Below are 19,653 nucleotides of genomic sequence, written 5' to 3' on the forward strand. Positions count from 1 at the left end.
TTATACCGACATGTTCATTATGTCTTTGTAGGCGGACAAGAGTTTGTTCCGGACCTGCAAAGTGGATTCAAAGCCGATGGACGCTTTATGTTTGGACAGCATGACCGCCGCCACATCATTGGTTTCACCCATTTGATAAGCGGCGGTATCGGCTTTGGCGGTGGCCTGCAGCTTGTTCACTTCCTGAATTGCATCGGTCAATTGCGCGGCAAAACCTTTTGGGTCGCTTATTTGTTCGGTTTGCTTGATCTGCCCCGGGCTGGCCAGATTGTTTGTCTTGCTGGCGATATCCTGCAGCGCGTTGTTGCGGTTCAGGATCGCATTGCGTGCAGCCATCAGGCTATTCATATTGACGGAAGACATGGTCTATCTCCTGCTCAAGCCGCGAGCGCTCGCATATCGGCCATCCGATAGCGTAGCGTCCGTTCTGAAATACCAAGCTCTTTCGCAGCCTCACGGCGATTGCCGTTGGTTTGCTCGAGCGTTCTGGTGATCGCGTCATATTCGACGCTTTTGGAAATCGAGTGGAGATCGCGGCCGCGAACGAAGCGGGCGGAGCTACCAGGTTGCACAGCATCCTGTTTCGGCTGGGCTGACAGACTTTCACCAGAGAACATCAGGTCTTTGGCTTCAAGACGATCGCCATCACACATTACCAAGGCGCGTTGCAGCACATTGGCAAGCTCGCGGACGTTGCCTGGCCATTGATGCGCTTTAAGCCGATCGATGCAGGAAGGTGACAGTGCGATGAATTTGTCGCGACCTTTTTGGAAGTCCATCATCATGAATGTGGCAATTGCAACAATGTCAGCCGGGCGAGCCGCAAGCGGCTCCAATTCAACCGGCATTACGTTCAAACGCCAGTACAGATCTTCGCGGAATTTTCCGGCTTTCACTTCTTCAGCAAAATTGCGGTTGGCCGCACAAATGACGCGAACATCAATTTTCTCATGACGCGTTGCGCCGACCGGAAGAATTTCGCCTTCTTGCAGAACCCGCAGAAGCTTTGACTGGCTTTCCAGCGGCATCTCGGTAATCTCGTCGAGGAAAATCGTACCGCCGTCCGCTTCCTTGAACAGACCAACGGCATTCGCATAGGCACCGGTAAAGGCACCTTTCTTGTGACCGAATAAAATGGACTCGATCATTGTTTCGGTAATCGCTGCGCAGTTGATAGTGACAAGCTGTTTGTCAGCGCGCGTGCTATGTTCGTGAATATATCTTGCGACGCCTTCTTTGCCGGTACCGGTTTCGCCGGTAATCATGACATTGGCATCACTGCTCGCCACCCGGGCGGCATATTTATATAAGGCAATAGATTTGGGATCTGCAAAGGCGGGCCCTTTGCCCCCGCGCATGGACTCGATGATACACGACAGACCAAATACTTTGTCTGCCTCACCAAATTCAATGCGTGGGGGCTGGCTGAGGGTAGCCGGAACGAAACGGAATGGTCCATCGCGATAAATTACGATGGGATCTTTTGTACCACCATTAGCATCTTTTTTCGCTGCGCCATCAATGTGGGGTAGTTGCGCAGCGGTCGATGACAATGTGTGGTCGGAGTGGAAAGTTTCTACACTCTCGAGCATATCAACAAGCTCTGGAAACCTAGAGACCAGGCTAGATTTTGTCGCGTTGTTGATCATCTCATTCCCTCACGTTTTACTCTGAACACGGGATCGTTGTTGTGCTCATCCGACACCTCGCAATCCGCGTGCCAGTTTTGGGAATTGGCTGAAAATCAGTATTTTTTGTTCTGAAACCGTCGGTTTCCCGACATTTTTGTCGGAAAGCAGACACCTTTGAGAGGCACCTGTCGGAGAACCGACAATTTTTTTTTGATTAATTATTTTGGGGTCCGCCGTTAACTCCTCTGAGGCCGCTTCAGCAGACGAGGTGACCCATAGTATCAATCAAGTTAAGTAAATTGTGAAAAGGAAGTCACCATGACTGTAATAGGAACCAATGTAACGTCACTGCGGGCAAGCTTTGCTTCAAGCCAAGCTGAAATGGGTCTCGCAAAATCTATCGAACGCCTTTCAACTGGCCGCCGGATCAACTCTGCGGCTGACGATGCTGCTGGTAATGCAATCGCAACCCGCATGACCTCTGAAGTTCGCGGCCTGAACATGGCAATTCGTAACGCCAATGACGGCATTTCCGCTGCTCAGACTGCAGAAGGCGGCATGAACGAAATCACCAGCATGTTGCAACGTATGCGTGAACTGTCTGTTCAATCTGCCAACGGCACGCTTTCTGGCGGTGATCGCACCAATCTTCAGGCTGAGGTAACACAGCTTATCGGACAGATTGGTGATGTGGCATCACGCACAACCTTCAACGACGTGGCATTGCTGGACGGCACCAACGCATCGATCAGCATTCAGACCGGCAGCGACGCCAGTCAGACAGTGTCGATCGCTCTGACCGATGTCGACGCTACCGCCCTTGCAGTCAACGCGGTTGATATCAGCACCGAAGCTGGTGCGACTGCCGCACTGACCGCTCTGGACACTGCTCTGGACACGGTCACAACCGCACAGGCTAATTTGGGTGCCTCGCAGAACCGTCTGCAGACCACCGTATCCAACTTGTCCGACCGAGTAGCCAACATCACAGAATCTCGCTCACGTATCGTGGATGTAGACTTCTCTGCTGAAACCACAGAACTGGCCAAGAACCAGATCCTGAGCCAGGCGTCCACAGCGATGCTCGCACAGGCTAACCAGTCTCAGCAGTCGGTATTGAGCCTGATCAGGTAAGTAAGTTCAGACCAATACTAAAGAGAAGCCTCTTCCCCGAACGGGAGGAGGCTTTTTTCTTTGCCTAAATTATTCAAAAAAAATACTGCGCCGGTTTAGTCTGAACTCATCGCGGCTTGCAGCTTTTCCAAGGCACGTTTTTTAATCTGGCAAACCCGGACAGAGGATACGTCAAGCACAGCGCCTATTTCATCAAGCTGCATCTCTTCTATGAAATAGCAGTTCAGGACAAGCTGCTCCCGCTCATTCAGTTTCTTCAGATTTGCCGACAGCAGTTCAACCATCTGGCTTTTTTCCAGTATCTCGTGCTGGTCGTCATCATCGTTGGTAAACCAGCTGCTGGAATCGCAATAGACTTCATCAAGGGAATCAACGTGGACGTCGATGGCGCGATCGGCATTCTTGCGAAACTCCGCTTGGTCCATGCCCATCGCTTCAGCCAGTTCGACTTCATTCGGTTCGCGGCCATTTTCCTGAGCAAGCTGATCACTAATCCGGCGAAGCTTCTTGTTCCACTCCACCGCGCTTCGCCGCAGGCTGCAAGTGTTTCTCAAATAGTCGATCATCGCGCCACGAACGCGAACGTATAGATAGGTGCTGAAATTATGCCCCTGATCTACATATTTCGCAGCGGCCTCGACCATAGCCACCAGACCGACCTGGATCAGGTCCTCTACTTCAATCTGATCAGGCGAGAAGGATTTGATCTGCCATGCAATTTTGGTCACCAGACCTTGGTGATCCTGGACCAGTTTGGTCTCGTCAATCTGCATGGCACCATAGGCCTGAGATGCTTTGATTTTTGATTGAAACATAAGTCTATTCCACTCGATTAAAATGTCTGATTTGCTTCGACCCGCGGCGCATCAGGCCGAGGTGAAGGGACGCCAATTTTCGCCAGTACTTCGATGGATTTGTCTTCCGGTAACTCGTGATAGGAAAGCACCGTCAAATCCGGGAAGCGGTTCTTCAGCAGCCCGCCAAGGGGGCGCCGCACAATCGGAGAAGTGATAAGAGCGATATTCCGCGCTTCCATTGGCAGTGTGCGCGCTGTTTCATCGACTGCTTCGACCAGCTGCTGCGCGAGTTGCGGCTCTATCGGATAGCTTGCATCTTCGCCGACCTTCAGTGCTTTAACGAGCAGGCTTTCCAGTTCGGCATCGAGCGTCACCACCGGCAACGGCAGATTGATCGGGACCATTGTCTGAACGATCAGGTTGCCGATCTTCTGACGGATCATATCAACAATCTGTTCGGTTTCAGTATGGTGGTTCGATGCCTCAAGCATTGCCAGGCAGATTTTCTGAAAATCTTTGACCGGCACTTTCTCCGCCAGCAATTCCCGGCAAATTGCCGTAATCGCAAATAATGAGAGCGGTTGCGGCGTAAGGCTATCGACCAGTTGCGGCGATGTATCCTTCAGCAGGTCGAGTAGTTTCTGCGCCTCATCCATGCTGAACAATTGGGTTGCGTTTCGGCGAACGACATCGTTGAGATGAGTTGCGACAACCGTGGGTGCATCGACAACCGTATAACCTTCAGCAACAGCGTGTGATTTTTTGTCGGCCCCGACCCACAAGGCATCCATGCCAAATGTGGGATCTTTACAGGGACGCCCCTCGATAACCGCATCCACATGACCATCGTCCAGTGCCAGAAAGTCATTGGGCCACACGGTGCCTTCACCCAATACCATGCCGCCCATCATGATCCGGTAGCTATTGGGTTCCAGTTCCAGATCATCCTTGATCCGGACGAGCGGCACCACAAAACCGAGTTCCTTGGAAATCTGACGACGGATGCCGGTGATCCGTTTCATCAGCGGCGCACCCTTGCGGTCTTCGACCATCGAGACGAGACCATAGCCAATCTCGATTCCAAGCCGCGCTTTTTCCGATACATCTTCCCAATCAATCTGTTCCGGCTGTTTTTCCTGAACTGGCTCGGGAGGAGCTTCGACAGGCTTTGGTTTGCGGATCAGATAGAATGCAAAGCCGCCCGCGACGGCAGCTGCTGGCAGCACAATCATATGCGGCATTCCAGGCAGCACGCCCAAAATGGTCAGAATGGCAGCAACCGGTATCCAGGCGCCGCCGGATCCGAATTGTGAAGTAATCTGGTCCGGCAGGTTTTTGTTGGAGGCGACCCGTGTGACGATCGCAGCCGCAGCAATGGACAGGATCAACGCCGGTACTTGTGCAACCAGGGCATCACCAATCGCGAGCATCGAATAGGTGCTGGCCGCTTCAGCAAACGGCAGCCCGTGTACGGCGGTGCCAAGCACAATGCCGCCGATAATATTAACTGCCAAAATCAATATGCCGGCGACTGCGTCACCTTTCACAAACTTCGACGCACCATCCATGGAACCATAAAAGTCGGCCTCAGTCGCAACGTCAGCACGCCTTTCCCTAGCTTCCTCTGGCGCAATCAATCCGGCGTTCAGATCAGCATCAATCGCCATTTGTTTGCCGGGTAAGGCATCCAGAGTGAAACGAGCGGATACTTCGGACACCCGGCCCGCACCTTTGGTGATAACAATCAGGTTAATGATCATCAGGATTGAGAAGACGAATATCCCGACCACATAATTGCCGCCAAGCAGCAAGCTACCAAAGGCTTCGATGACCTGCCCTGCAGAATCGCCGCCTTCATGGCCCTGCACCAATACAACCCGTGTCGAGGCAACATTGAGGCCGAGGCGCATCAATGTTGCGAATAACAAAACTGTCGGGAAACTCGAGAAGTCTAGCGGTTTGGTCGCGTTCAATGCGACCATAAGTATCGCGAGCGAGATCATGATGTTGGTAATGAACCCAATATCCAGCATGATCGTGGGAAGCGGTAACACCAGAAAGATGACGAGCAACAGGGTTGCCATTGGTAGCAAACCGGATTTCAGGTTATTGGCCATCCGGTCCATGGAAAAAGCTTGTCGGTTCATTATGATTTACATCCCCAAGGTGGCGAGCATCAGATAGGCGGCACGTGCGGGCTGGCTAAAAGGCTTCGGTGAGTTTGAATGGTTTTCGCCAACGGTGTTGGCATCTATGACATGAGCTTGGGCGATCCGCAGATAGTCCTCTGGCTGCACTGTCGGTATGGCACTATCGGACTGCGGCAAGATATTTCCGTTCTTCGGCAAACCTTTGCCGCCACCGACGAGATCAACAGCGTTAGCCAGCTTTTGCTCAAAACGTCCCCGAATATCCTCAAAACTGCGGGCCTGCCCCTTCTTATCGAAAAATATATTGTGATTGGCCCGGGCAGCTTTCGGAAAGACCGATGCTGCAGAAGCCGCTGGATTGCTATCCATACGATTGAGAAACTTGGCGGCGCCTGCGGGGCCAAGAAAATGCGCCAGATAAAGATCTACCGATTCCGGCTTGCGGCCCGTTTGCTGTTGCAGATAGGCGCTATTGTCCCTTGCGAATTCTCCGGCCAGGTGAGCGGAAATTTCAGGATTGTTACGAAGCGCCAATATGCTGGATTTCTGAGCCCTATCGGCAACTGTCAGCTGCCCATTCGGGCGCCTCGAAATGGCATTTTGGGCCCAGCCAAGTCCGTACTGATCGCCCTTGTCCTTGACCAGACCAAGCCAGGTTTGATCGATAAACTGGTAGAGACCGGTTGCTGAAGATGTTCTTGCCTTGGCATCAGCGCGCATCCCGCTTTCGAGCTGGGCTTGAGCGATCAGATATTGGAAATCGACACCCGTCCGCTGCGCACTTTGCGCAATGACGCTTTTCAGATTGTGCTGCTGGTGCAGGTTTGTGATCGACAAGTTGGGCATGCTGGTATCAAAGTCTCCTTCAGAAGAGAGAAGCAATGATCATGCCAAGTTGCTATTTTTTGGGGTTTTTCCGGGCTATTGCTACTGTTTCCAGGCGCGCGCATTTTGCACACCGCTCACCCATCGCGGAACCGCGTGAGCTTTCATATATTCAAAGATTTTAATGTGAAGGCGGCTAGGCCTATCAGCCTCGCCCAGCACCGGAATAGGTATTGGCCTGACTGTCACGAAAACCGGCCAGAAGCTGCAGGCGCGTAGAACTGTGGTCACGCAAGAAGCGCAGCCGATAAATCGAGGCCTGGATCAATTGATCCGCCTCGGTCATCATGGGTTCGAGGCTGCGATCAATATTCTGGGGTTCAATTGCTCCCAATTGTGCCGCTGCTTCACCCAGTTGTTTACTGGCTTGAAAAATCGCATCACTGTCATGGCCTTCAAGAGCGGAGAAGAGCATATCCTGAGAGTGGCGAAAAGATTCTACCATCTGTTTCATTTGGTTGTTTCCACTCCGAATACGCCCATATCGAGCATCTTTTGAGCCAAGGCGGCAGTATCCACACTGTAAATTCCGGACGCAATTTTCTGACGCACGTCGGCCACTTTCTGAGCATCAAATGGCGGCGTTTGCGCAGCTAGTATTGAAGCCGTGGTGGTGATTGACGGCGTTTCTTTTGCCTGACCGGAATCTGCGCCAGCACCAAGTTTCGTTGTGGCACCTTCTTGCAATACCGGCCGGTCAAGGCGCGTATTAATCGCTGAGTAGCTTTCAACAGGTTTCATTTCAATTCATCCTTAATGTGTTCAACTTATTGATCTTTTTCATCTCAGTCGAAACACCGACAACTTCTTTCACAACAATTTACGGCACGTTGTGAAAAAATTAATATCTTTATAAAAAAATTATTGAGCCAGCTCCACTTCGCCCGATCCGGACACACGGGCCATCAATATTTTGGATTTGCGGCTGGAGCGAACGGGAATGTAATCTCCTATTCTTCCGTTTTTCTGCGCCACTACTTTGTAGCTGATGCTGAAACTCGGCCGCCTGACCACAAGGTTTAGCGGCTGGTTCCGGCGAACCGCAAATTCCTCTGCGCGGTTGTTTTGAGCAGCCGCACGTCCCTGTCCGCGCCACAGGGGAACAAACACCCTCCATCCAAGATCAGGGCAACTGACCATGACGGCGTTGTTATTAGTGTCTGAAAAACGGACACGATTTGGGCAACGCTTCAATCGCAGCTTTTTGTCTATCGGAGCACGGGCGCCTCCTGCATCACCAATATCTGCATTAAGATATACTGCCACCTGACGATCCAGATGATCTGTATCTTCAAAGGACGAGGCCGCGCCCATTGCAAAAACGGACAATAGGGGAATGGCTAGACGAAAATGGGGCATGATTTTTTCCTGTGCACTCTGTTCGGGAAAAACAAAGCAGGTTTCATGCCAATTTAGTGGTCAGCCATGTCCTTATTCTGAAACAGGGCTTCCCGGCGACAGAAATACCAGCCTGATATCCTGTTTCTCTTTGGCCTTGGACACCAGCTTATCCGGCATTTTCAATAGTATCATCTCGCCGTCCTGGCCTGCCTTTTCAAAAGCATCCGCGATCGCTGCTGAGCGGGCGGCCACTTTTTCCCACTGCCGCAGCCTTTGCCCTTCCCTGCTTTCAGCGACCGGAGGAACATATATGGTAAGCAACTGGTTCTGCTGGAGAGCAACGATTTCGGAGATTTCCCCCCGGGCAAATTCCGTCAACATGGCGTTACTATCTTCGAAAAACGCACCTGCCTCATAATCATAGGCACCAAGTATCTCGGGGGCTTTAGCTGCTTCTTCAGCTAATTTTGCACGCGTTTCCGGATCTGCAATATTCACAAAATGCGCATAGGCAAATGCACTGAGTAACATCAGTGCCAGATCGAGAAAGGACAAGGTGGTGCGTCCTGCGTTCACGGCTTAGCCCGCCGCCTTCAGAGGTTTTGCCGGAGAGAAATGGACGGGTCCCAAAATGACGAGCTCTCGTTTGGCAATCGCAATCGCATGCTGCACCACCTCAGCCCGATAGTTGTTCAATATCTCCGCTCTGGCATGCAGACGCACATAGATGGGGAAAGCGATAATGTGGGACACGAACAGCCCATAGAGGCTGGTAAGTAGCGTGAAGCTCATCGCGGGGCCCATTTTCATCGGATCAATGCCAGTCGCAAATAGCTGGATAAGGCCGAGAATGGTCCCGATCAATCCGATCGCCGGTGCTATTTCAGATGCGGCACTCCAATAAGTTGCGGTAATATCCTGCTTCTTTTGGACAATACTCTGTTGTAACCGGGCCCACTCCTCAAAGGTTTTGGCATCCTTTGCGTTGAGCAATTCGGCAATCAGACGGGTGACAAATGCGTCTTCGCTGCGCACTTTCTCCAGTCCGACAAGCCCTTGTTCCCGCAGTACAAAATCAATGCGGCGACACATGAAAGTGGCATTCTCTCCGCTTTCTGCAAAAGGATCCCGGCCGCTGTTGAGCAGCGCGGCAAAGGCCAGAGCGAAAGACGCACGGCCGTTCTGGATCCAGGCCATGATCAACACGCTGCCGAGCACCATGCCGAACAAAAGCGGGTCAAAAAACCGTTCGATATTACTCAGGATAATATCCATCAGATCGCACTTTTTCTGAAAGCGGCAAAATTTTTCCGGTAACCGGCAAAAACTTGCCGGTCCGGGCCGTGCTTAAAAAATATCATGATTGCCACCGGTATAAAATCCCCAAAAACCGTCAATTATCGCTTGCCGACCCAAAACTGGCACGCCCTTTGCGAAGTACTGTTCGAGATTACCGATCCCGGTGTTTCTCATGCCCAAGTGACGGTCGAAAGGCCGCACAGTTAAGACAGGATTTTGTTTCGATGCCGAGTTTGGACCAAGTATTAGCATTAAATGGCGGGGCGCTAAAATTGCGTTCGCAGCGTTTAAACATGCTTGCCTCTAACATCGCGAATGCATCTACGCCTGGATATAAGGCGAAGGATCTCGATTTTGATCGGGCGATGCAGCAGGTACAAAAAGGCAGCTCCATCGACAAAGCGATGAGCGATCACACCGGTTTTCGCGTGCCGCTACAACCTTCGCTTGACGGCAACACCGTCGAACTGGCGGTGGAGCAGACCCTGTTTGCCGAGAACGCCATTCAATATCGCACCACCCTATCCTTTCTGAATGGGCAGGTGTCGTCGATCAAACGCGCCTTGAAAGGGGAATAAAGATGAGTGGTAGCATGAATGTATTTGATGTCGCCAGCCGGGCCATGTCGGCTCAGATGGTACGCCTCAACACCACGGCTTCCAATCTGGCAAATGCCCGCACGGATTATGCCAGCAAGGATGAAGCCTATCGCGCCATGCGTCCGGTTTTTCGTTCCGTCATGGAAGATAATATGGCGACAATTGATGTCGAACGCGTCGTTCAAACCGATGCAGAACCACAAAAGCGATACGATCCATCAAATCCCATCGCCGACAAGGAAGGCTATGTCTGGGAAGCGGCTGTCGATGAGACAGCAGAGATGATCGACATGCTCGAAACCGCCCGAAATTATAAGAATAACGTACAAGTTTTACAGACCGCAAAATCACTCATTCTAGAAACGGTAAGGAACCAATAATGGAAATTGCACCACAAGTTTTTGAAAATAACAGATCAAATGTCGCCGGTCTTGCGGAGGCACAGCCTGCCAACGCCAAAGGCGATAACAGCTTGGGTCAGGAATCCTTTCTGCGTCTGATGACGACACAGCTCAAATTCCAGGACCCTTTTGATCCGTTGGACAACCAGGCCATGGTTGCACAGCTCGCACAATTTTCAAGCGTCGCCGGCATTTCCGAGATGAACCAGTCGCTTACCGACATTGCATCGATGCTGGGCAACAATCGCCTGTCCGATGCCAAGGAATGGATCGGTCATTCGGTCCTGGTTCCCGGTAATTTCGCGGTGGCCAACAAGGACGGCGAATATACCGGCGAGTTTGAACTTAACCAGCCAAGTGAAAACCTGTCGATTGATCTGCTCAACGAAGCTGGCGAGATTGTGATGTTCGCCGAGCTTGGCAGTCAGGAAGCCGGACCAATCCAGTTTAACTTTGACAGCAAGAACGCCGCTGGCCAGCCGCAGGACCTAGGTCGGCTTCGGGTGCGTGTAAATGGTGGCTCCGTGTCCGATCTCGCGACATGGGTTCCGGTTGCATCCGTGCAGACGTCCGAAGGTAACGGCCCGCCCATTCTTGTAACCCCGATTGGTAACGTCTTGCCAGCCGAAGCGCTGCGCATCGGATAATCGGGCACGTCCCTCAAAAAGATTTCAACCAGGAGAAGAACTAATGTCTTTCTTTACATCCCTTAGTGGTCTGAAAGCCGCACAAACCGATTTGAATGTTATTTCAAACAACGTCGCGAACACAAGTTCGACCGGCTTTAAGAAAAGTCGCGCACAATTTGGCGACCTGTTTGCCGCCTCACCGACCCAGACCACCAAGACCGTTGCCGGTCAAGGTGTGCGGTTGAGCGGTATTACCCAGCAATTTACGCAGGGCACATTGCAGGCCACCGACAAAACGCTCGATCTTGCGATTGCCGGTGACGGATTTTTCTCCGTCCGCGGTCAACCTCCGCGGCAGGGTCTGTCTTTCACCCGCAACGGTTCTTTCTCGGTCAATGTCGATCGCGAAGTCGTCGATACTACTGGCGCCAAGGCACAACTTTTGCCGGTTGATGCCAATGGTGTGGCGACATCGACCAACGCCGCGGACATGTTTGATTTCATTGTGCCGGAATTCGATCCCGCCGATCCCACAGAATTGCTGACCAATATTTCCATCAATGGCGAAGGCGTTGTGAACGCGACCTTCTCTAACGGAAACCAGATTGCTCTTGGCGCGATGGCCATGGCCAGCTTTACAGCCATTGAAGGCCTGCGTCCCGTCGGCGATGCACACTGGGTAGCCACCGGTGATTCCGGTCCGGCACAGGTCAACCAGGCTGCGAATGGACCACTGGGACAGGTTCGCTCCGGTTCGCTGGAACTCGCCAATGTCGATATTACCGAGGAGCTGGTCTCATTGATTTCCGCTCAGCGTAATTTCCAGGCCAATGCCCAGGCTATCGAGACCGCCAACACCCTGAGCCAGACGGTCATCAACCTTCAGGTCTAGGATCTGATGGTCATATCAATCCAGGAATAATCTATGGATAAGCTTGCATATACCAGCATCAACGCAATGAAATCGTTGATGAACCGACAGACGGCCATCGCCAATAACATGGCGAATTCCAACACTGTGGGTTTCAAAGCCGACATGGTGTCGGCCGAGGCCAAATATCTGGTCGGCCCCGGCCATGACAGCCGTGCAATGGCGGTCGAACGGGATATGCAAGCCGATATGAACGCAGGGTCAGTGACCCAAACCGGCCGTTCCCTGGATATTGCCCTGGAAGGCGATGCCATGATTGCGGTTCAGGCCGCCGATGGCAAGGAAGCCTATTCCCGGCGCGGTGATTTTCGGATCGCCGCATCGGGCGCCATGGTCACCGGTGACGGTTTTCCCGTTATTGGTGAAGGCGGCCCGATCACAATGCCTCCGGCGGAGCGCATAGATATCGGTGCAGACGGTACAATATTTTTTGTGCCGCAGGGCGGTGATCCAACCCAGCCACAGGAACTCGACCGGATAAAGCTTGTTAGTATGACGGGCAGCGCCATTTCCAAAGGACCGGACGCATTGTTCCGCGCCGCCAATAATGGGGTCTTGCCAGTTGACGACAATGCGCGGGTTACCTCTGGCGCTCTGGAGGAATCCAACGTCAACATGACGGCCGCACTGGTCGATATGATCGAGACCAGCCGCGCATGGGAAACACAAGCGAAACTGCTGCGCACCGCTGAAGAACTGGATGAAAGCAGTTCCAGCATCATGAACATGCCGCAAGGATAATCGGTGCGATAGTCGCACGAAGGAGATTTTGAAATGACCAATGCAGCCCTGCAAGTCGCGCGTACCGGTCTGGATGCGCAAAATACAAAAATGCGCGTCATCGCCAACAATCTGGCGAACGTGAACACCACGGGTTTCAAAAGGGACCGCGCGGATTTCGAGACGCTTGCCTATCAGAATATTGTTACACCAGGTGCGCCATCGGATGCCCAGAACCGCTTTGCCAGTGGTTTGCAACTCGGTACCGGCGTCAAGCTATCCGGTATCGGCAAGATCAGCACGCAAGGAACGCTGCAAAACAGCGAAAACGCGCTCGACATGGCGATTGAGGGCTCCGGCTTTTTTCAGGTTGAGAGACCCGACGGCACAACAGGCTATACCCGCGCCGGTAACTTCAGCCTGACCGCCGAAGGGAATATGGTCACTAGTGATGGCCTGCCTCTGGTACCGGCCATTCAGGTACCACAAGGCGCAACCTCTTTGACCATTGGCAATAACGGAACGGTTACGGCAAATCTTGCCGGCCAAACCGACGTAAGCGAGCTTGGTCAGATAGAGCTTGCCAATTTCACCAATCCGTCCGGGTTGATGTCTGTCGGAAACAATATTCTCATTGAAACACCGGCCAGCGGACCGCCCCAGGTCGGCGAAGCGGGCACCGAGGGGATAGGCAGCATTCGCCAAGGGGCGCTGGAACAATCCAACGTCAATATCGTCGAAGAGTTGGTGAACATGATCGAGACGCAGCGCGCCTATGAGGTCAATTCTAAAATGATCTCGGCCACCGACGAAATGCTGCAGTTCGTCAATCAACAGATTTAACCTCCATTTGAGCAAGAGGCACTAATATGATGCGCATATCCCATTTTTCGAAGACGGCACTGTCCGTTACTGTGGCTCCCTTTCTGCTGATTAGCTGCATGGGCTCCGGTGGGTCCAATGCGGAGCGGGGTTTCGCAGCCGCGATCGCTCCGCCATTGCCAGCCCCTGCCCCCGCAGCTGCCAATGGTGCGATTTTTCAGCAAGCTTCCGGCTATGCTGCACTAACCAGCGGTATGCGCGCCAGCAGGAAGGGTGATATCATCACCATCCTGCTTGTCGAAGATACCAGGGCAGCCAAATCAAATAGTGCATCCAAAGACCGTACTGGCGGGATTTCATTGACGCCTCCCACCACAGGCTTGTTCTCTTTATTCTCGCCCAGCGATGTTGCGTCGAGTGGGTCACAAAATTTCAACGGCAGCGGAAATGCCGCCCAGTCCAATTCACTGCAAGGACGGATTAGCGTGACGGTCGCGGAAAGCTATGCCAACGGCACGATGCTGGTGCGCGGTCAAAAACTGACATCGCTCAATCGCGGGGACGAACATACGCAGTTTAGCGGCCTCATCCGTGCGATAGACATTTCTTCCGACAATACTATCCCGTCCACCAAGGTCGCCAATGCCCGCATTATTTACGGCGGCACCGGCGAAATTGCATCCGCCAGCAAACAAGGCTGGTTGCAAAAATTCTTCTCTTTCATTTCCCCCTTTTAGTCCCCGATCAGGCGAGACAATATGACCCTATCTCCTAAAATAACCCGCTTCATTCATGCGTTCGCAGCATTGGTAATCACCCTGTTGATTGCGATGCAACCGGCGCAGGCAGAACGGATCAAAGACCTTGGTCATTTTGCCGGCCTTCGAACCAACCAGCTGGTTGGCTATGGCGTAGTGGTCGGGCTCGCGGGGACCGGCGATGACAGTCTGGAATATGCGACATTAGGCGTGAAAGGCATGACCAGCCGTTTTGGCCTGGCCCTGCCCCCTGGCGTCAATCCCGCTACCAAAAATGCTGCGGCGGTAATGGTCACGGCCGAAATGCCGGCCTTTGCCAAACCTGGACAGCGGATGGACGTAACCGTTTCAGCCTTGGGCAAAGCCAAATCGCTGCGTGGCGGTACATTGATTCTGATGCCGCTTTATGGTGCCGATCAACAAATCTATGCGATGGCGCAGGGTAACCTCGCCGTCGGTGGTTTGGGTATTTCCGCAACCGACGGGTCACAGCTTACTGTCAACATTCCCTCTGTGGGGCGGATTTCAGGCGGCGCAACCATTGAAAGAACTGTTGCGACTGGTTTCGAAAGTGAGCCTTTTCTTAGCTTTAATCTGTCCGATGCCGATCTGACCACCTCCCTGCGTGTGGCGGATGCGATCAATGAAGCATTGGGAACGGACCAAGCTATTGCGGCAGATGCCGTCACCGTACGGATCGCTGCCCCCGTTGGCGCGCAGGAACGCGTGATGCTAATGGGTAAAATCGAAAATTTGATGGTCAAACCTGCAGAGGCCCGCGCTCGTATCATTGTAAATGCGAGAACCGGAACCGTCGTAATCAACGGAGCAGTCCGTCTGGGTCCCGCGGCGGTGACGCACGGAAAACTGACCGTGCGGGTCGAAGAAAATCCGACGGTTGTGCAACCTGCACCGTTTAGTCGCGGACGCACCACAACCGAGCCAAATAGTGACATCGCTCTGGAAGATGAAGGTGCCCCGGCCTTTGAAATTGGTCGCCGTGCTTCTTTGTCCGAAATTGTCGAAACTATTAATTCCATCGGAGTTTCACCGTCTGATCTAACAGCGATCCTTGAAGGATTGAAACAGGCCGGGGCCCTGAAAGCGGAGCTGATCATTATATGACCATTACTAATCCTACGGGAAATCTTGTGGCTGCGTCGGCAGCAAATACCGCGAAACCGGCGCCGAACAGCACGAAAACCCGGATTGAGGCGATGACTTCAGATTTCGAAGCCATCTTTGTCCGGCAGATGCTGTCAACCATGCGCACAGCATCGTTGGGCGAAGGTTTATTTGATGGTCAGGGCACCGAACAGTTTCGAGATATGCAGGATAGCATGCTCGCTCAGAACATGGCTGACAAAGGCGTTTTCGGCGTCGCCGAATTGCTGACACGTCACGTCCAAAATAACGGATCGGAGAAAAATAATGTCTGATCTGCTATCTATCGGACGTTCCGCACTGCGCGTTAACAGCCGTGCCCTGGAAGTCGTCGGATCCAACATCGCCAATGCCGAAAACCCTGACTATGTACGCCGGTCGTTAAATGTCGGTGACACCACCAACTATGGAAACACCAATCCGATATATACCAACTATACCGGCGTTGGCGGCGTCGCCATAAATGGCGTTGTCCGCGCCAGCGACCAGTTTCTGGAAGCGGCCACCCGGCAAACCGGTGCCGACCGCGTCAGGACCGAAGTCATGGTGCAATGGCTCGACCAAGGAGAGATCGCGCTGGCCAATAACCAGTCGGATATTGGTAGCCAGCTGACCGAGCTCTTTGGCAGTGCCGAAGAGCTGTCTGCCGTACCATTCGAACCCGCACTTCGGGGCCAGTTTCTAGGCGATATCGAAGATACGGTAGCCCGGTTCAACCAGACTGCGTCGAACCTTTCGACCACCACAACATTGATGAACGGTGCCGCAGCACAAGAAACATCCGAGTTGAATGCAGCCTTGGCCCAGCTTGCCGAGGTCAACGAGAAATTGCGCCCCACTCAGCCGGGCACATCACAGCAGGTCGCTCTTTTGGATCAGCGTGATGCCGCCTTAACCGTGATTACCGAGAAGCTGGATGTCGAGATCAGCTTCGGCGAAAATGGGCTCGTTGACATTACGCGCAGCGGCGCGAGTCTTGTCGACTATGATAACGTCAGTCCCGTGACATTCGTCGCCAACGCTGGCGGAGCATTTGACATTGAGGTTGGCGGAGCCACTCAGCCGTCGCCAACCAATGGAACATTGGGGGGCCTCCACCGTGCGCAAACCGACATTGCGGCAGTATCGACCAACCTCGATGCGCTGGCTGTGCAATTTGCCAATGAACTTAACGGCTGGCAGGCCAATGGCCGAACCGATGCCGGAGCGGTCGGTGCAGCCATTGTTTCACATGGCGGCACTGCTGCAAGTCTCTCGACCACAGGATTGACTGCCAATGATCTGGCCCTGGCATCGCCCGCCGGAGTGGCCAATGGCAACATATTGGCCTTTGTAGACTTACGCACACCGACCGGCACAGAACAGCAATATGAGGGACTTGTCCTCGGACAGGCCCAAAATCTGCTGTCCGCGCGCAGCGAAAGTGACGCTGCAACGGCCTTTGACCAAGCGACGCGCGAGTCACGCAACCGGGTTTCCAGCGTGGATCTGGACCGTGAAGCAGCGGATCTTATCCGGCTGCAACAATCTTATGAGGCATCGGCCCGGATTATCCAGGTCGCTCGTGAGACCGTTCAATCCGTATTGGCAATTTTTTAATGAGGCGCTGAATCAGGCGCGCCTAGGGGGTACATAATGGAATCTATCAACCGCACCAGACCAGCGGATGCCATTCAAAGGCAAGCTGACCTATCTGAATTGATCGCCCGGACACAGGATTCAATTGCGACAGGCATTAAGTTCAACCGTCCATCCGAGGCGCCCTCCAGCTGGCTGGAAATATCCAGCATCAGCAGACAATCGACAATCGAGGATAGCTGGTCGAGCAATATTGGCCGCGCACGCATATTGGCACAGCAAGCAGAATCGACCATCGATACCATGTCCAACGGCACAACCCGTATCCGGGAGCTGATGGTGCTGGCCAACAATGATACGCTGGCGCCGCAAGACCGCGAAATAATCGCTCTGGAACTGGAAAGCTTTCAGGAACAGTTTAACCAGCTGACGCAGGTTAAAGACAATTATGGCGGCGACCTGTTCTACTCGGGTAACCCGATTCAGATGCGTATTGATGCTAATGCTCTGGTCACGCCAACGCCGACGCTGGACGATGTGTCCGGCAGTGTTGATATTGGCGGCGGCGCGACCGAAAGCCTGGACACGATATTGACAAACATGATTGACGCGGTTCGTAGCGGAACGCCCACAGAACGCGGTGAACAGCTGGATCGTGCCAAATCGCTGACTGATCATTTCTCTGCGCTGCTCGGTCGTCAGGGTCTGACCATCAATCGGCTGGATGAACAGGGTTTGAGGCTACAGGAATCTGGAATCAATACATCGGAGCGGCGCAAGGCGCTTGAAAATACCGACATTGCCGAGGCCATATCCCAGGCGCAATCACTACTGATCAACTTGGAAGCAGCTCAACGGGTCTATGCCCAGACAGCTAATAATTCCTTGATTCAGCTTATTGGCTAACCGTACCAAATCATCACTATCCCGCCCTTAACCATAAGGGTTTTCGACCGTCCATCAATATGATGATCGTCCCTTTGCCCATGGGCTTGCGGACAAATTTAAACGGACCTGTGGATTGGAAATAACGTTATGTTCGCTGGAATTGGTATTGTTGTCCTGCTTGTCATGGTATTTGGCGTCTTCCTGGTGTCCGGTGGTGATCTGGGTGTGGTTGTCGCCGCTCTGCCAGTCGAAATGGGCATTATTGGCGGCTCAGCGGTCGGCGCGCTCATCATCGGCAATAGCGGCGCGCAACTCAAAGCACTAATGGGAGGCTTTGGAAAAGTCTTTAAGGGCCCGACCTACGTTAAACAGGATTTCATGGACTGCATCTTGCTTGTCTCCAAACTGACAAAGATCCTGAAGAGTGAAGGGCCGGTCGCTCTGGAACCGCATATCGAAGATCCCAAAGCATCCCCGATATTCAGCGAATATCCCAAGCTGCTAAAAGATGATACACTGATCCACCTGATCGCTGACAGCCTCAGGCTTGTTGTCGTGTCTTCCGGTACGCTCGACCCTCATGCTGTTGAAGATGTCATGGACCAAGCGATCAAAACGCATCATCACGAAGCGATTGCGCCGGCCGATAATCTTCAGGGGCTGGCCGATGCCTTACCTGCGCTGGGTATTGTTGCCGCTGTTCTGGGTATCATCAAAGTCATGGGCTCGATCGATAAACCGCCGACCATATTGGGTGGTATGATTGGTTCTGCGCTCGTTGGAACCTTCCTTGGCGTTCTGCTGGCTTATGGCCTGGTTGGCCCGATGGCCAATCGTGCGCGCTCGGTCATCGAAAGCGATGCGAGCATTTATCATGTCGCTAAACAGCTGATCATCGCCAGTTTGCACGGCCATCCACAACCGCTGATCATTGAAGCGGCCCGCACCAGCCTGCAGCATGAAAACCAGCCGAGTTTCTCCGATGTATTTGATGCCATAAGGGCAAAATAAACCATGGCCAAGAAAGCAGCACCGGAGCCGGTTCAACCCATCATCGTCAAAAAGATCATCATGGAAGACCATGGCGGTCATCACGGCGGCGCATGGAAAGTTGCCTATGCCGACTTTGTGACGGCGATGATGGCATTCTTTCTGCTAATGTGGTTGCTTGGTGCGACCGAAGAGAAACAGCGCAAGGGTATTGCTGACTATTTCGCGCCGACGCTTGCCCAGGTAAAGCGCGATAGCGCGGGCGGCAAAGGGATGTTTGGCGGCTCTTCCGTTACTGATCCTGACAAATATCCTCATAAGAAAGCGAAAAACGTCGGAGACCAGTCAGTCGCAATTCCGCGCCCGCCTGCTGACAATCCGTCTGATACCAAAGGTAAATTTGAAGGTGCGAAATCGGAAGCCAAATCCCTTACCGCAAGAGAATTTGAAAAGCGCATCCGTGAGCAGTTGAAGAACGATCCCGGGAATCTGAAGCTTCTGTCAAACGTTCGATTTACCGATACAGCAGAAGGTCTGCGCATCGATATTATCGATGAAGCTGATTTCAGCATGTTTGCGCTGGCAACCGATAATCTGAAATCGAAGGCGGCAGACCTTATAGGGGAAGTCGCAAAGATCATCGATACTGTCGATAACGAACTGATCATCAGGGGGCATACAGACAGTCTACCCTATGCCAGCGGACAAAGCATGAATAACTGGCTGCTGTCGTCAGCCAGGGCAGAAGCCACCCGGCAGGAACTGGTCAAAAGAGGCGTGGCGATGAGTCGTATGGCCCGTATTGAGGGCGTTGCGGATACAGAGCCCTATAATCCCGCAGAGCCTATGGATGACCGGAACAGGCGCATATCCATAACGATGAAAACCAAATAAAACGGTTATCATTTCTAGTGGACGCGCCCAATTAAAACCAAT

Annotated in this window: 24 protein-coding genes; 14 read left to right on the forward strand and 10 right to left on the reverse strand. The window is 52.9% G+C overall.

Going from position 1 to position 19,653, the window contains the following annotated elements; all coding sequences use genetic code 11:
- Both fliE and DK507_RS17005 read right to left on the reverse strand, forming a co-directional pair.
- Positions 1–363: a flagellar hook-basal body complex protein FliE gene (gene fliE, locus DK507_RS17000; RefSeq protein ID WP_109357472.1), complete on the reverse strand. Its 363-nt coding sequence runs from the start codon at positions 361–363 to the stop codon at positions 1–3.
- A gap of 14 nt (positions 364–377) precedes the next feature.
- Positions 378–1,592: a sigma-54-dependent Fis family transcriptional regulator gene (locus DK507_RS17005; protein ID WP_162559108.1), complete on the reverse strand. Its 1,215-nt coding sequence runs from the start codon at positions 1,590–1,592 to the stop codon at positions 378–380.
- 357 nt (positions 1,593–1,949) lie between these two features.
- Here DK507_RS17005 and DK507_RS17010 point away from each other — a divergent pair, with 357 nt between their 5' ends.
- On the forward strand, positions 1,950–2,765 hold the full coding sequence (locus tag DK507_RS17010; RefSeq protein WP_109357474.1) for a flagellin: 816 nt from the start codon (positions 1,950–1,952) through the stop codon (positions 2,763–2,765).
- Between the two features lie 95 nt (positions 2,766–2,860).
- Here DK507_RS17010 and DK507_RS17015 read toward each other — a convergent pair whose 3' ends face one another.
- From DK507_RS17015 to DK507_RS17050, 8 genes are all read right to left on the reverse strand, one after another.
- Positions 2,861–3,580 carry a sigma-70 family RNA polymerase sigma factor gene (locus DK507_RS17015; RefSeq protein WP_109357475.1) on the reverse strand — a complete coding sequence of 240 codons (720 nt, stop codon included), beginning with the start codon at positions 3,578–3,580 and terminating at the stop codon, positions 2,861–2,863.
- A 17-nt stretch (positions 3,581–3,597) separates the two neighbouring features.
- On the reverse strand, positions 3,598–5,709 hold the full coding sequence (gene flhA, locus DK507_RS17020; protein WP_254054432.1) for a flagellar biosynthesis protein FlhA: 2,112 nt from the start codon (positions 5,707–5,709) through the stop codon (positions 3,598–3,600).
- 6 nt (positions 5,710–5,715) lie between these two features.
- On the reverse strand, positions 5,716–6,558 hold the full coding sequence (locus DK507_RS17025; protein ID WP_109357476.1) for a flagellar biosynthesis protein FlgJ: 843 nt from the start codon (positions 6,556–6,558) through the stop codon (positions 5,716–5,718).
- Between the two features lie 184 nt (positions 6,559–6,742).
- Positions 6,743–7,051 (reverse strand): hypothetical protein, encoded by a 309-nt coding sequence (locus tag DK507_RS17030; protein ID WP_109357477.1) that lies wholly within the window; start codon positions 7,049–7,051, stop codon positions 6,743–6,745.
- Positions 7,048–7,338: a flagellar biosynthesis anti-sigma factor FlgM gene (flgM, locus tag DK507_RS17035; protein WP_109357478.1), complete on the reverse strand. Its 291-nt coding sequence runs from the start codon at positions 7,336–7,338 to the stop codon at positions 7,048–7,050. The genes DK507_RS17030 and flgM overlap by 4 nt, the downstream gene beginning before the upstream one ends.
- Before the next feature lie 120 nt (positions 7,339–7,458).
- Complete coding sequence (locus DK507_RS17040) at positions 7,459–7,956, reverse strand: flagella basal body P-ring formation protein FlgA (protein WP_109357479.1); 498 nt, start codon at positions 7,954–7,956, stop codon at positions 7,459–7,461.
- 72 nt (positions 7,957–8,028) lie between these two features.
- Positions 8,029–8,514 (reverse strand): hypothetical protein, encoded by a 486-nt coding sequence (locus DK507_RS17045; RefSeq protein WP_109357480.1) that lies wholly within the window; start codon positions 8,512–8,514, stop codon positions 8,029–8,031.
- 3 nt (positions 8,515–8,517) lie between these two features.
- A complete protein-coding gene (locus DK507_RS17050) occupies positions 8,518–9,213 on the reverse strand; it encodes a MotA/TolQ/ExbB proton channel family protein (RefSeq protein ID WP_109357481.1) in 696 nt (231 codons plus the stop codon).
- Positions 9,214–9,461: 248 nt separating this feature from the next.
- Here DK507_RS17050 and flgB point away from each other — a divergent pair, with 248 nt between their 5' ends.
- From flgB to DK507_RS17115, 13 genes are all read left to right on the forward strand, one after another.
- On the forward strand, positions 9,462–9,815 hold the full coding sequence (gene flgB, locus DK507_RS17055) for a flagellar basal body rod protein FlgB (RefSeq protein WP_109357482.1): 354 nt from the start codon (positions 9,462–9,464) through the stop codon (positions 9,813–9,815).
- 14 nt (positions 9,816–9,829) lie between these two features.
- Positions 9,830–10,216, forward strand: a complete 387-nt coding sequence (gene flgC, locus DK507_RS17060) for a flagellar basal body rod protein FlgC (RefSeq protein WP_109357758.1) — start codon at positions 9,830–9,832, stop codon at positions 10,214–10,216.
- Positions 10,216–10,884: a flagellar hook assembly protein FlgD gene (locus tag DK507_RS17065; protein WP_109357483.1), complete on the forward strand. Its 669-nt coding sequence runs from the start codon at positions 10,216–10,218 to the stop codon at positions 10,882–10,884. The genes flgC and DK507_RS17065 overlap by 1 nt, the downstream gene beginning before the upstream one ends.
- A gap of 43 nt (positions 10,885–10,927) precedes the next feature.
- Positions 10,928–11,758, forward strand: coding sequence for a flagellar hook-basal body complex protein (locus DK507_RS17070; protein ID WP_109357484.1), 831 nt, complete (start codon positions 10,928–10,930; stop codon positions 11,756–11,758).
- 33 nt (positions 11,759–11,791) lie between these two features.
- Positions 11,792–12,538, forward strand: coding sequence for a flagellar basal-body rod protein FlgF (gene flgF / locus DK507_RS17075; protein WP_109357485.1), 747 nt, complete (start codon positions 11,792–11,794; stop codon positions 12,536–12,538).
- Positions 12,539–12,571: 33 nt separating this feature from the next.
- A complete protein-coding gene (flgG, locus tag DK507_RS17080) occupies positions 12,572–13,360 on the forward strand; it encodes a flagellar basal-body rod protein FlgG (protein WP_109357486.1) in 789 nt (262 codons plus the stop codon).
- A 98-nt stretch (positions 13,361–13,458) separates the two neighbouring features.
- On the forward strand, positions 13,459–14,076 hold the full coding sequence (locus DK507_RS17085; RefSeq protein ID WP_109357759.1) for a flagellar basal body L-ring protein FlgH: 618 nt from the start codon (positions 13,459–13,461) through the stop codon (positions 14,074–14,076).
- Positions 14,077–14,097: 21 nt separating this feature from the next.
- Positions 14,098–15,222 carry a flagellar basal body P-ring protein FlgI gene (locus tag DK507_RS17090; RefSeq protein WP_109357487.1) on the forward strand — a complete coding sequence of 375 codons (1,125 nt, stop codon included), beginning with the start codon at positions 14,098–14,100 and terminating at the stop codon, positions 15,220–15,222.
- Positions 15,219–15,536, forward strand: a complete 318-nt coding sequence (locus tag DK507_RS17095; RefSeq protein WP_109357488.1) for a rod-binding protein — start codon at positions 15,219–15,221, stop codon at positions 15,534–15,536. The genes DK507_RS17090 and DK507_RS17095 overlap by 4 nt, the downstream gene beginning before the upstream one ends.
- Positions 15,529–16,860 carry a flagellar hook-associated protein FlgK gene (gene flgK, locus DK507_RS17100; RefSeq protein ID WP_109357489.1) on the forward strand — a complete coding sequence of 444 codons (1,332 nt, stop codon included), beginning with the start codon at positions 15,529–15,531 and terminating at the stop codon, positions 16,858–16,860. Before DK507_RS17095 ends, flgK begins: the two co-directional genes overlap by 8 nt.
- Positions 16,861–16,896: 36 nt before the next feature.
- Positions 16,897–17,745, forward strand: a complete 849-nt coding sequence (locus DK507_RS17105) for a flagellin (RefSeq protein WP_109357490.1) — start codon at positions 16,897–16,899, stop codon at positions 17,743–17,745.
- A 129-nt stretch (positions 17,746–17,874) separates the two neighbouring features.
- Positions 17,875–18,738, forward strand: a complete 864-nt coding sequence (gene motA / locus DK507_RS17110; RefSeq protein ID WP_109357491.1) for a flagellar motor stator protein MotA — start codon at positions 17,875–17,877, stop codon at positions 18,736–18,738.
- Between the two features lie 3 nt (positions 18,739–18,741).
- Positions 18,742–19,611, forward strand: a complete 870-nt coding sequence (locus tag DK507_RS17115) for a flagellar motor protein MotB (protein ID WP_109357492.1) — start codon at positions 18,742–18,744, stop codon at positions 19,609–19,611.
- The last annotated feature ends 42 nt before the right edge of the window (positions 19,612–19,653 follow it).

It is taken from the genome of Sphingorhabdus sp. EL138, from assembly GCF_900258045.1.
In the GTDB taxonomy this organism is placed as follows: domain Bacteria; phylum Pseudomonadota; class Alphaproteobacteria; order Sphingomonadales; family Sphingomonadaceae; genus Parasphingorhabdus.

Coding starts and splice junctions, on each gene's coding strand:
- fliE (WP_109357472.1), bottom strand. CDS start 363: ATGTCTTCCGTCAATATGAATAGCCTGATGGCTGCACGCAATGCGATC.
- DK507_RS17005 (WP_162559108.1), bottom strand. CDS start 1,592: ATGCTCGAGAGTGTAGAAACTTTCCACTCCGACCACACATTGTCATCG.
- DK507_RS17010 (WP_109357474.1), top strand. CDS start 1,950: ATGACTGTAATAGGAACCAATGTAACGTCACTGCGGGCAAGCTTTGCT.
- DK507_RS17015 (WP_109357475.1), bottom strand. CDS start 3,580: ATGTTTCAATCAAAAATCAAAGCATCTCAGGCCTATGGTGCCATGCAG.
- flhA (WP_254054432.1), bottom strand. CDS start 5,709: ATGAACCGACAAGCTTTTTCCATGGACCGGATGGCCAATAACCTGAAA.
- DK507_RS17025 (WP_109357476.1), bottom strand. CDS start 6,558: ATGCCCAACTTGTCGATCACAAACCTGCACCAGCAGCACAATCTGAAA.
- DK507_RS17030 (WP_109357477.1), bottom strand. CDS start 7,051: ATGAAACAGATGGTAGAATCTTTTCGCCACTCTCAGGATATGCTCTTC.
- flgM (WP_109357478.1), bottom strand. CDS start 7,338: ATGAAACCTGTTGAAAGCTACTCAGCGATTAATACGCGCCTTGACCGG.
- DK507_RS17040 (WP_109357479.1), bottom strand. CDS start 7,956: ATGCCCCATTTTCGTCTAGCCATTCCCCTATTGTCCGTTTTTGCAATG.
- DK507_RS17050 (WP_109357481.1), bottom strand. CDS start 9,213: ATGGATATTATCCTGAGTAATATCGAACGGTTTTTTGACCCGCTTTTG.
- flgB (WP_109357482.1), top strand. CDS start 9,462: ATGCCGAGTTTGGACCAAGTATTAGCATTAAATGGCGGGGCGCTAAAA.
- flgC (WP_109357758.1), top strand. CDS start 9,830: ATGAATGTATTTGATGTCGCCAGCCGGGCCATGTCGGCTCAGATGGTA.
- DK507_RS17065 (WP_109357483.1), top strand. CDS start 10,216: ATGGAAATTGCACCACAAGTTTTTGAAAATAACAGATCAAATGTCGCC.
- DK507_RS17070 (WP_109357484.1), top strand. CDS start 10,928: ATGTCTTTCTTTACATCCCTTAGTGGTCTGAAAGCCGCACAAACCGAT.
- flgF (WP_109357485.1), top strand. CDS start 11,792: ATGGATAAGCTTGCATATACCAGCATCAACGCAATGAAATCGTTGATG.
- flgG (WP_109357486.1), top strand. CDS start 12,572: ATGACCAATGCAGCCCTGCAAGTCGCGCGTACCGGTCTGGATGCGCAA.
- DK507_RS17085 (WP_109357759.1), top strand. CDS start 13,459: ATGGGCTCCGGTGGGTCCAATGCGGAGCGGGGTTTCGCAGCCGCGATC.
- DK507_RS17090 (WP_109357487.1), top strand. CDS start 14,098: ATGACCCTATCTCCTAAAATAACCCGCTTCATTCATGCGTTCGCAGCA.
- DK507_RS17095 (WP_109357488.1), top strand. CDS start 15,219: ATGACCATTACTAATCCTACGGGAAATCTTGTGGCTGCGTCGGCAGCA.
- flgK (WP_109357489.1), top strand. CDS start 15,529: ATGTCTGATCTGCTATCTATCGGACGTTCCGCACTGCGCGTTAACAGC.
- DK507_RS17105 (WP_109357490.1), top strand. CDS start 16,897: ATGGAATCTATCAACCGCACCAGACCAGCGGATGCCATTCAAAGGCAA.
- motA (WP_109357491.1), top strand. CDS start 17,875: ATGTTCGCTGGAATTGGTATTGTTGTCCTGCTTGTCATGGTATTTGGC.
- DK507_RS17115 (WP_109357492.1), top strand. CDS start 18,742: ATGGCCAAGAAAGCAGCACCGGAGCCGGTTCAACCCATCATCGTCAAA.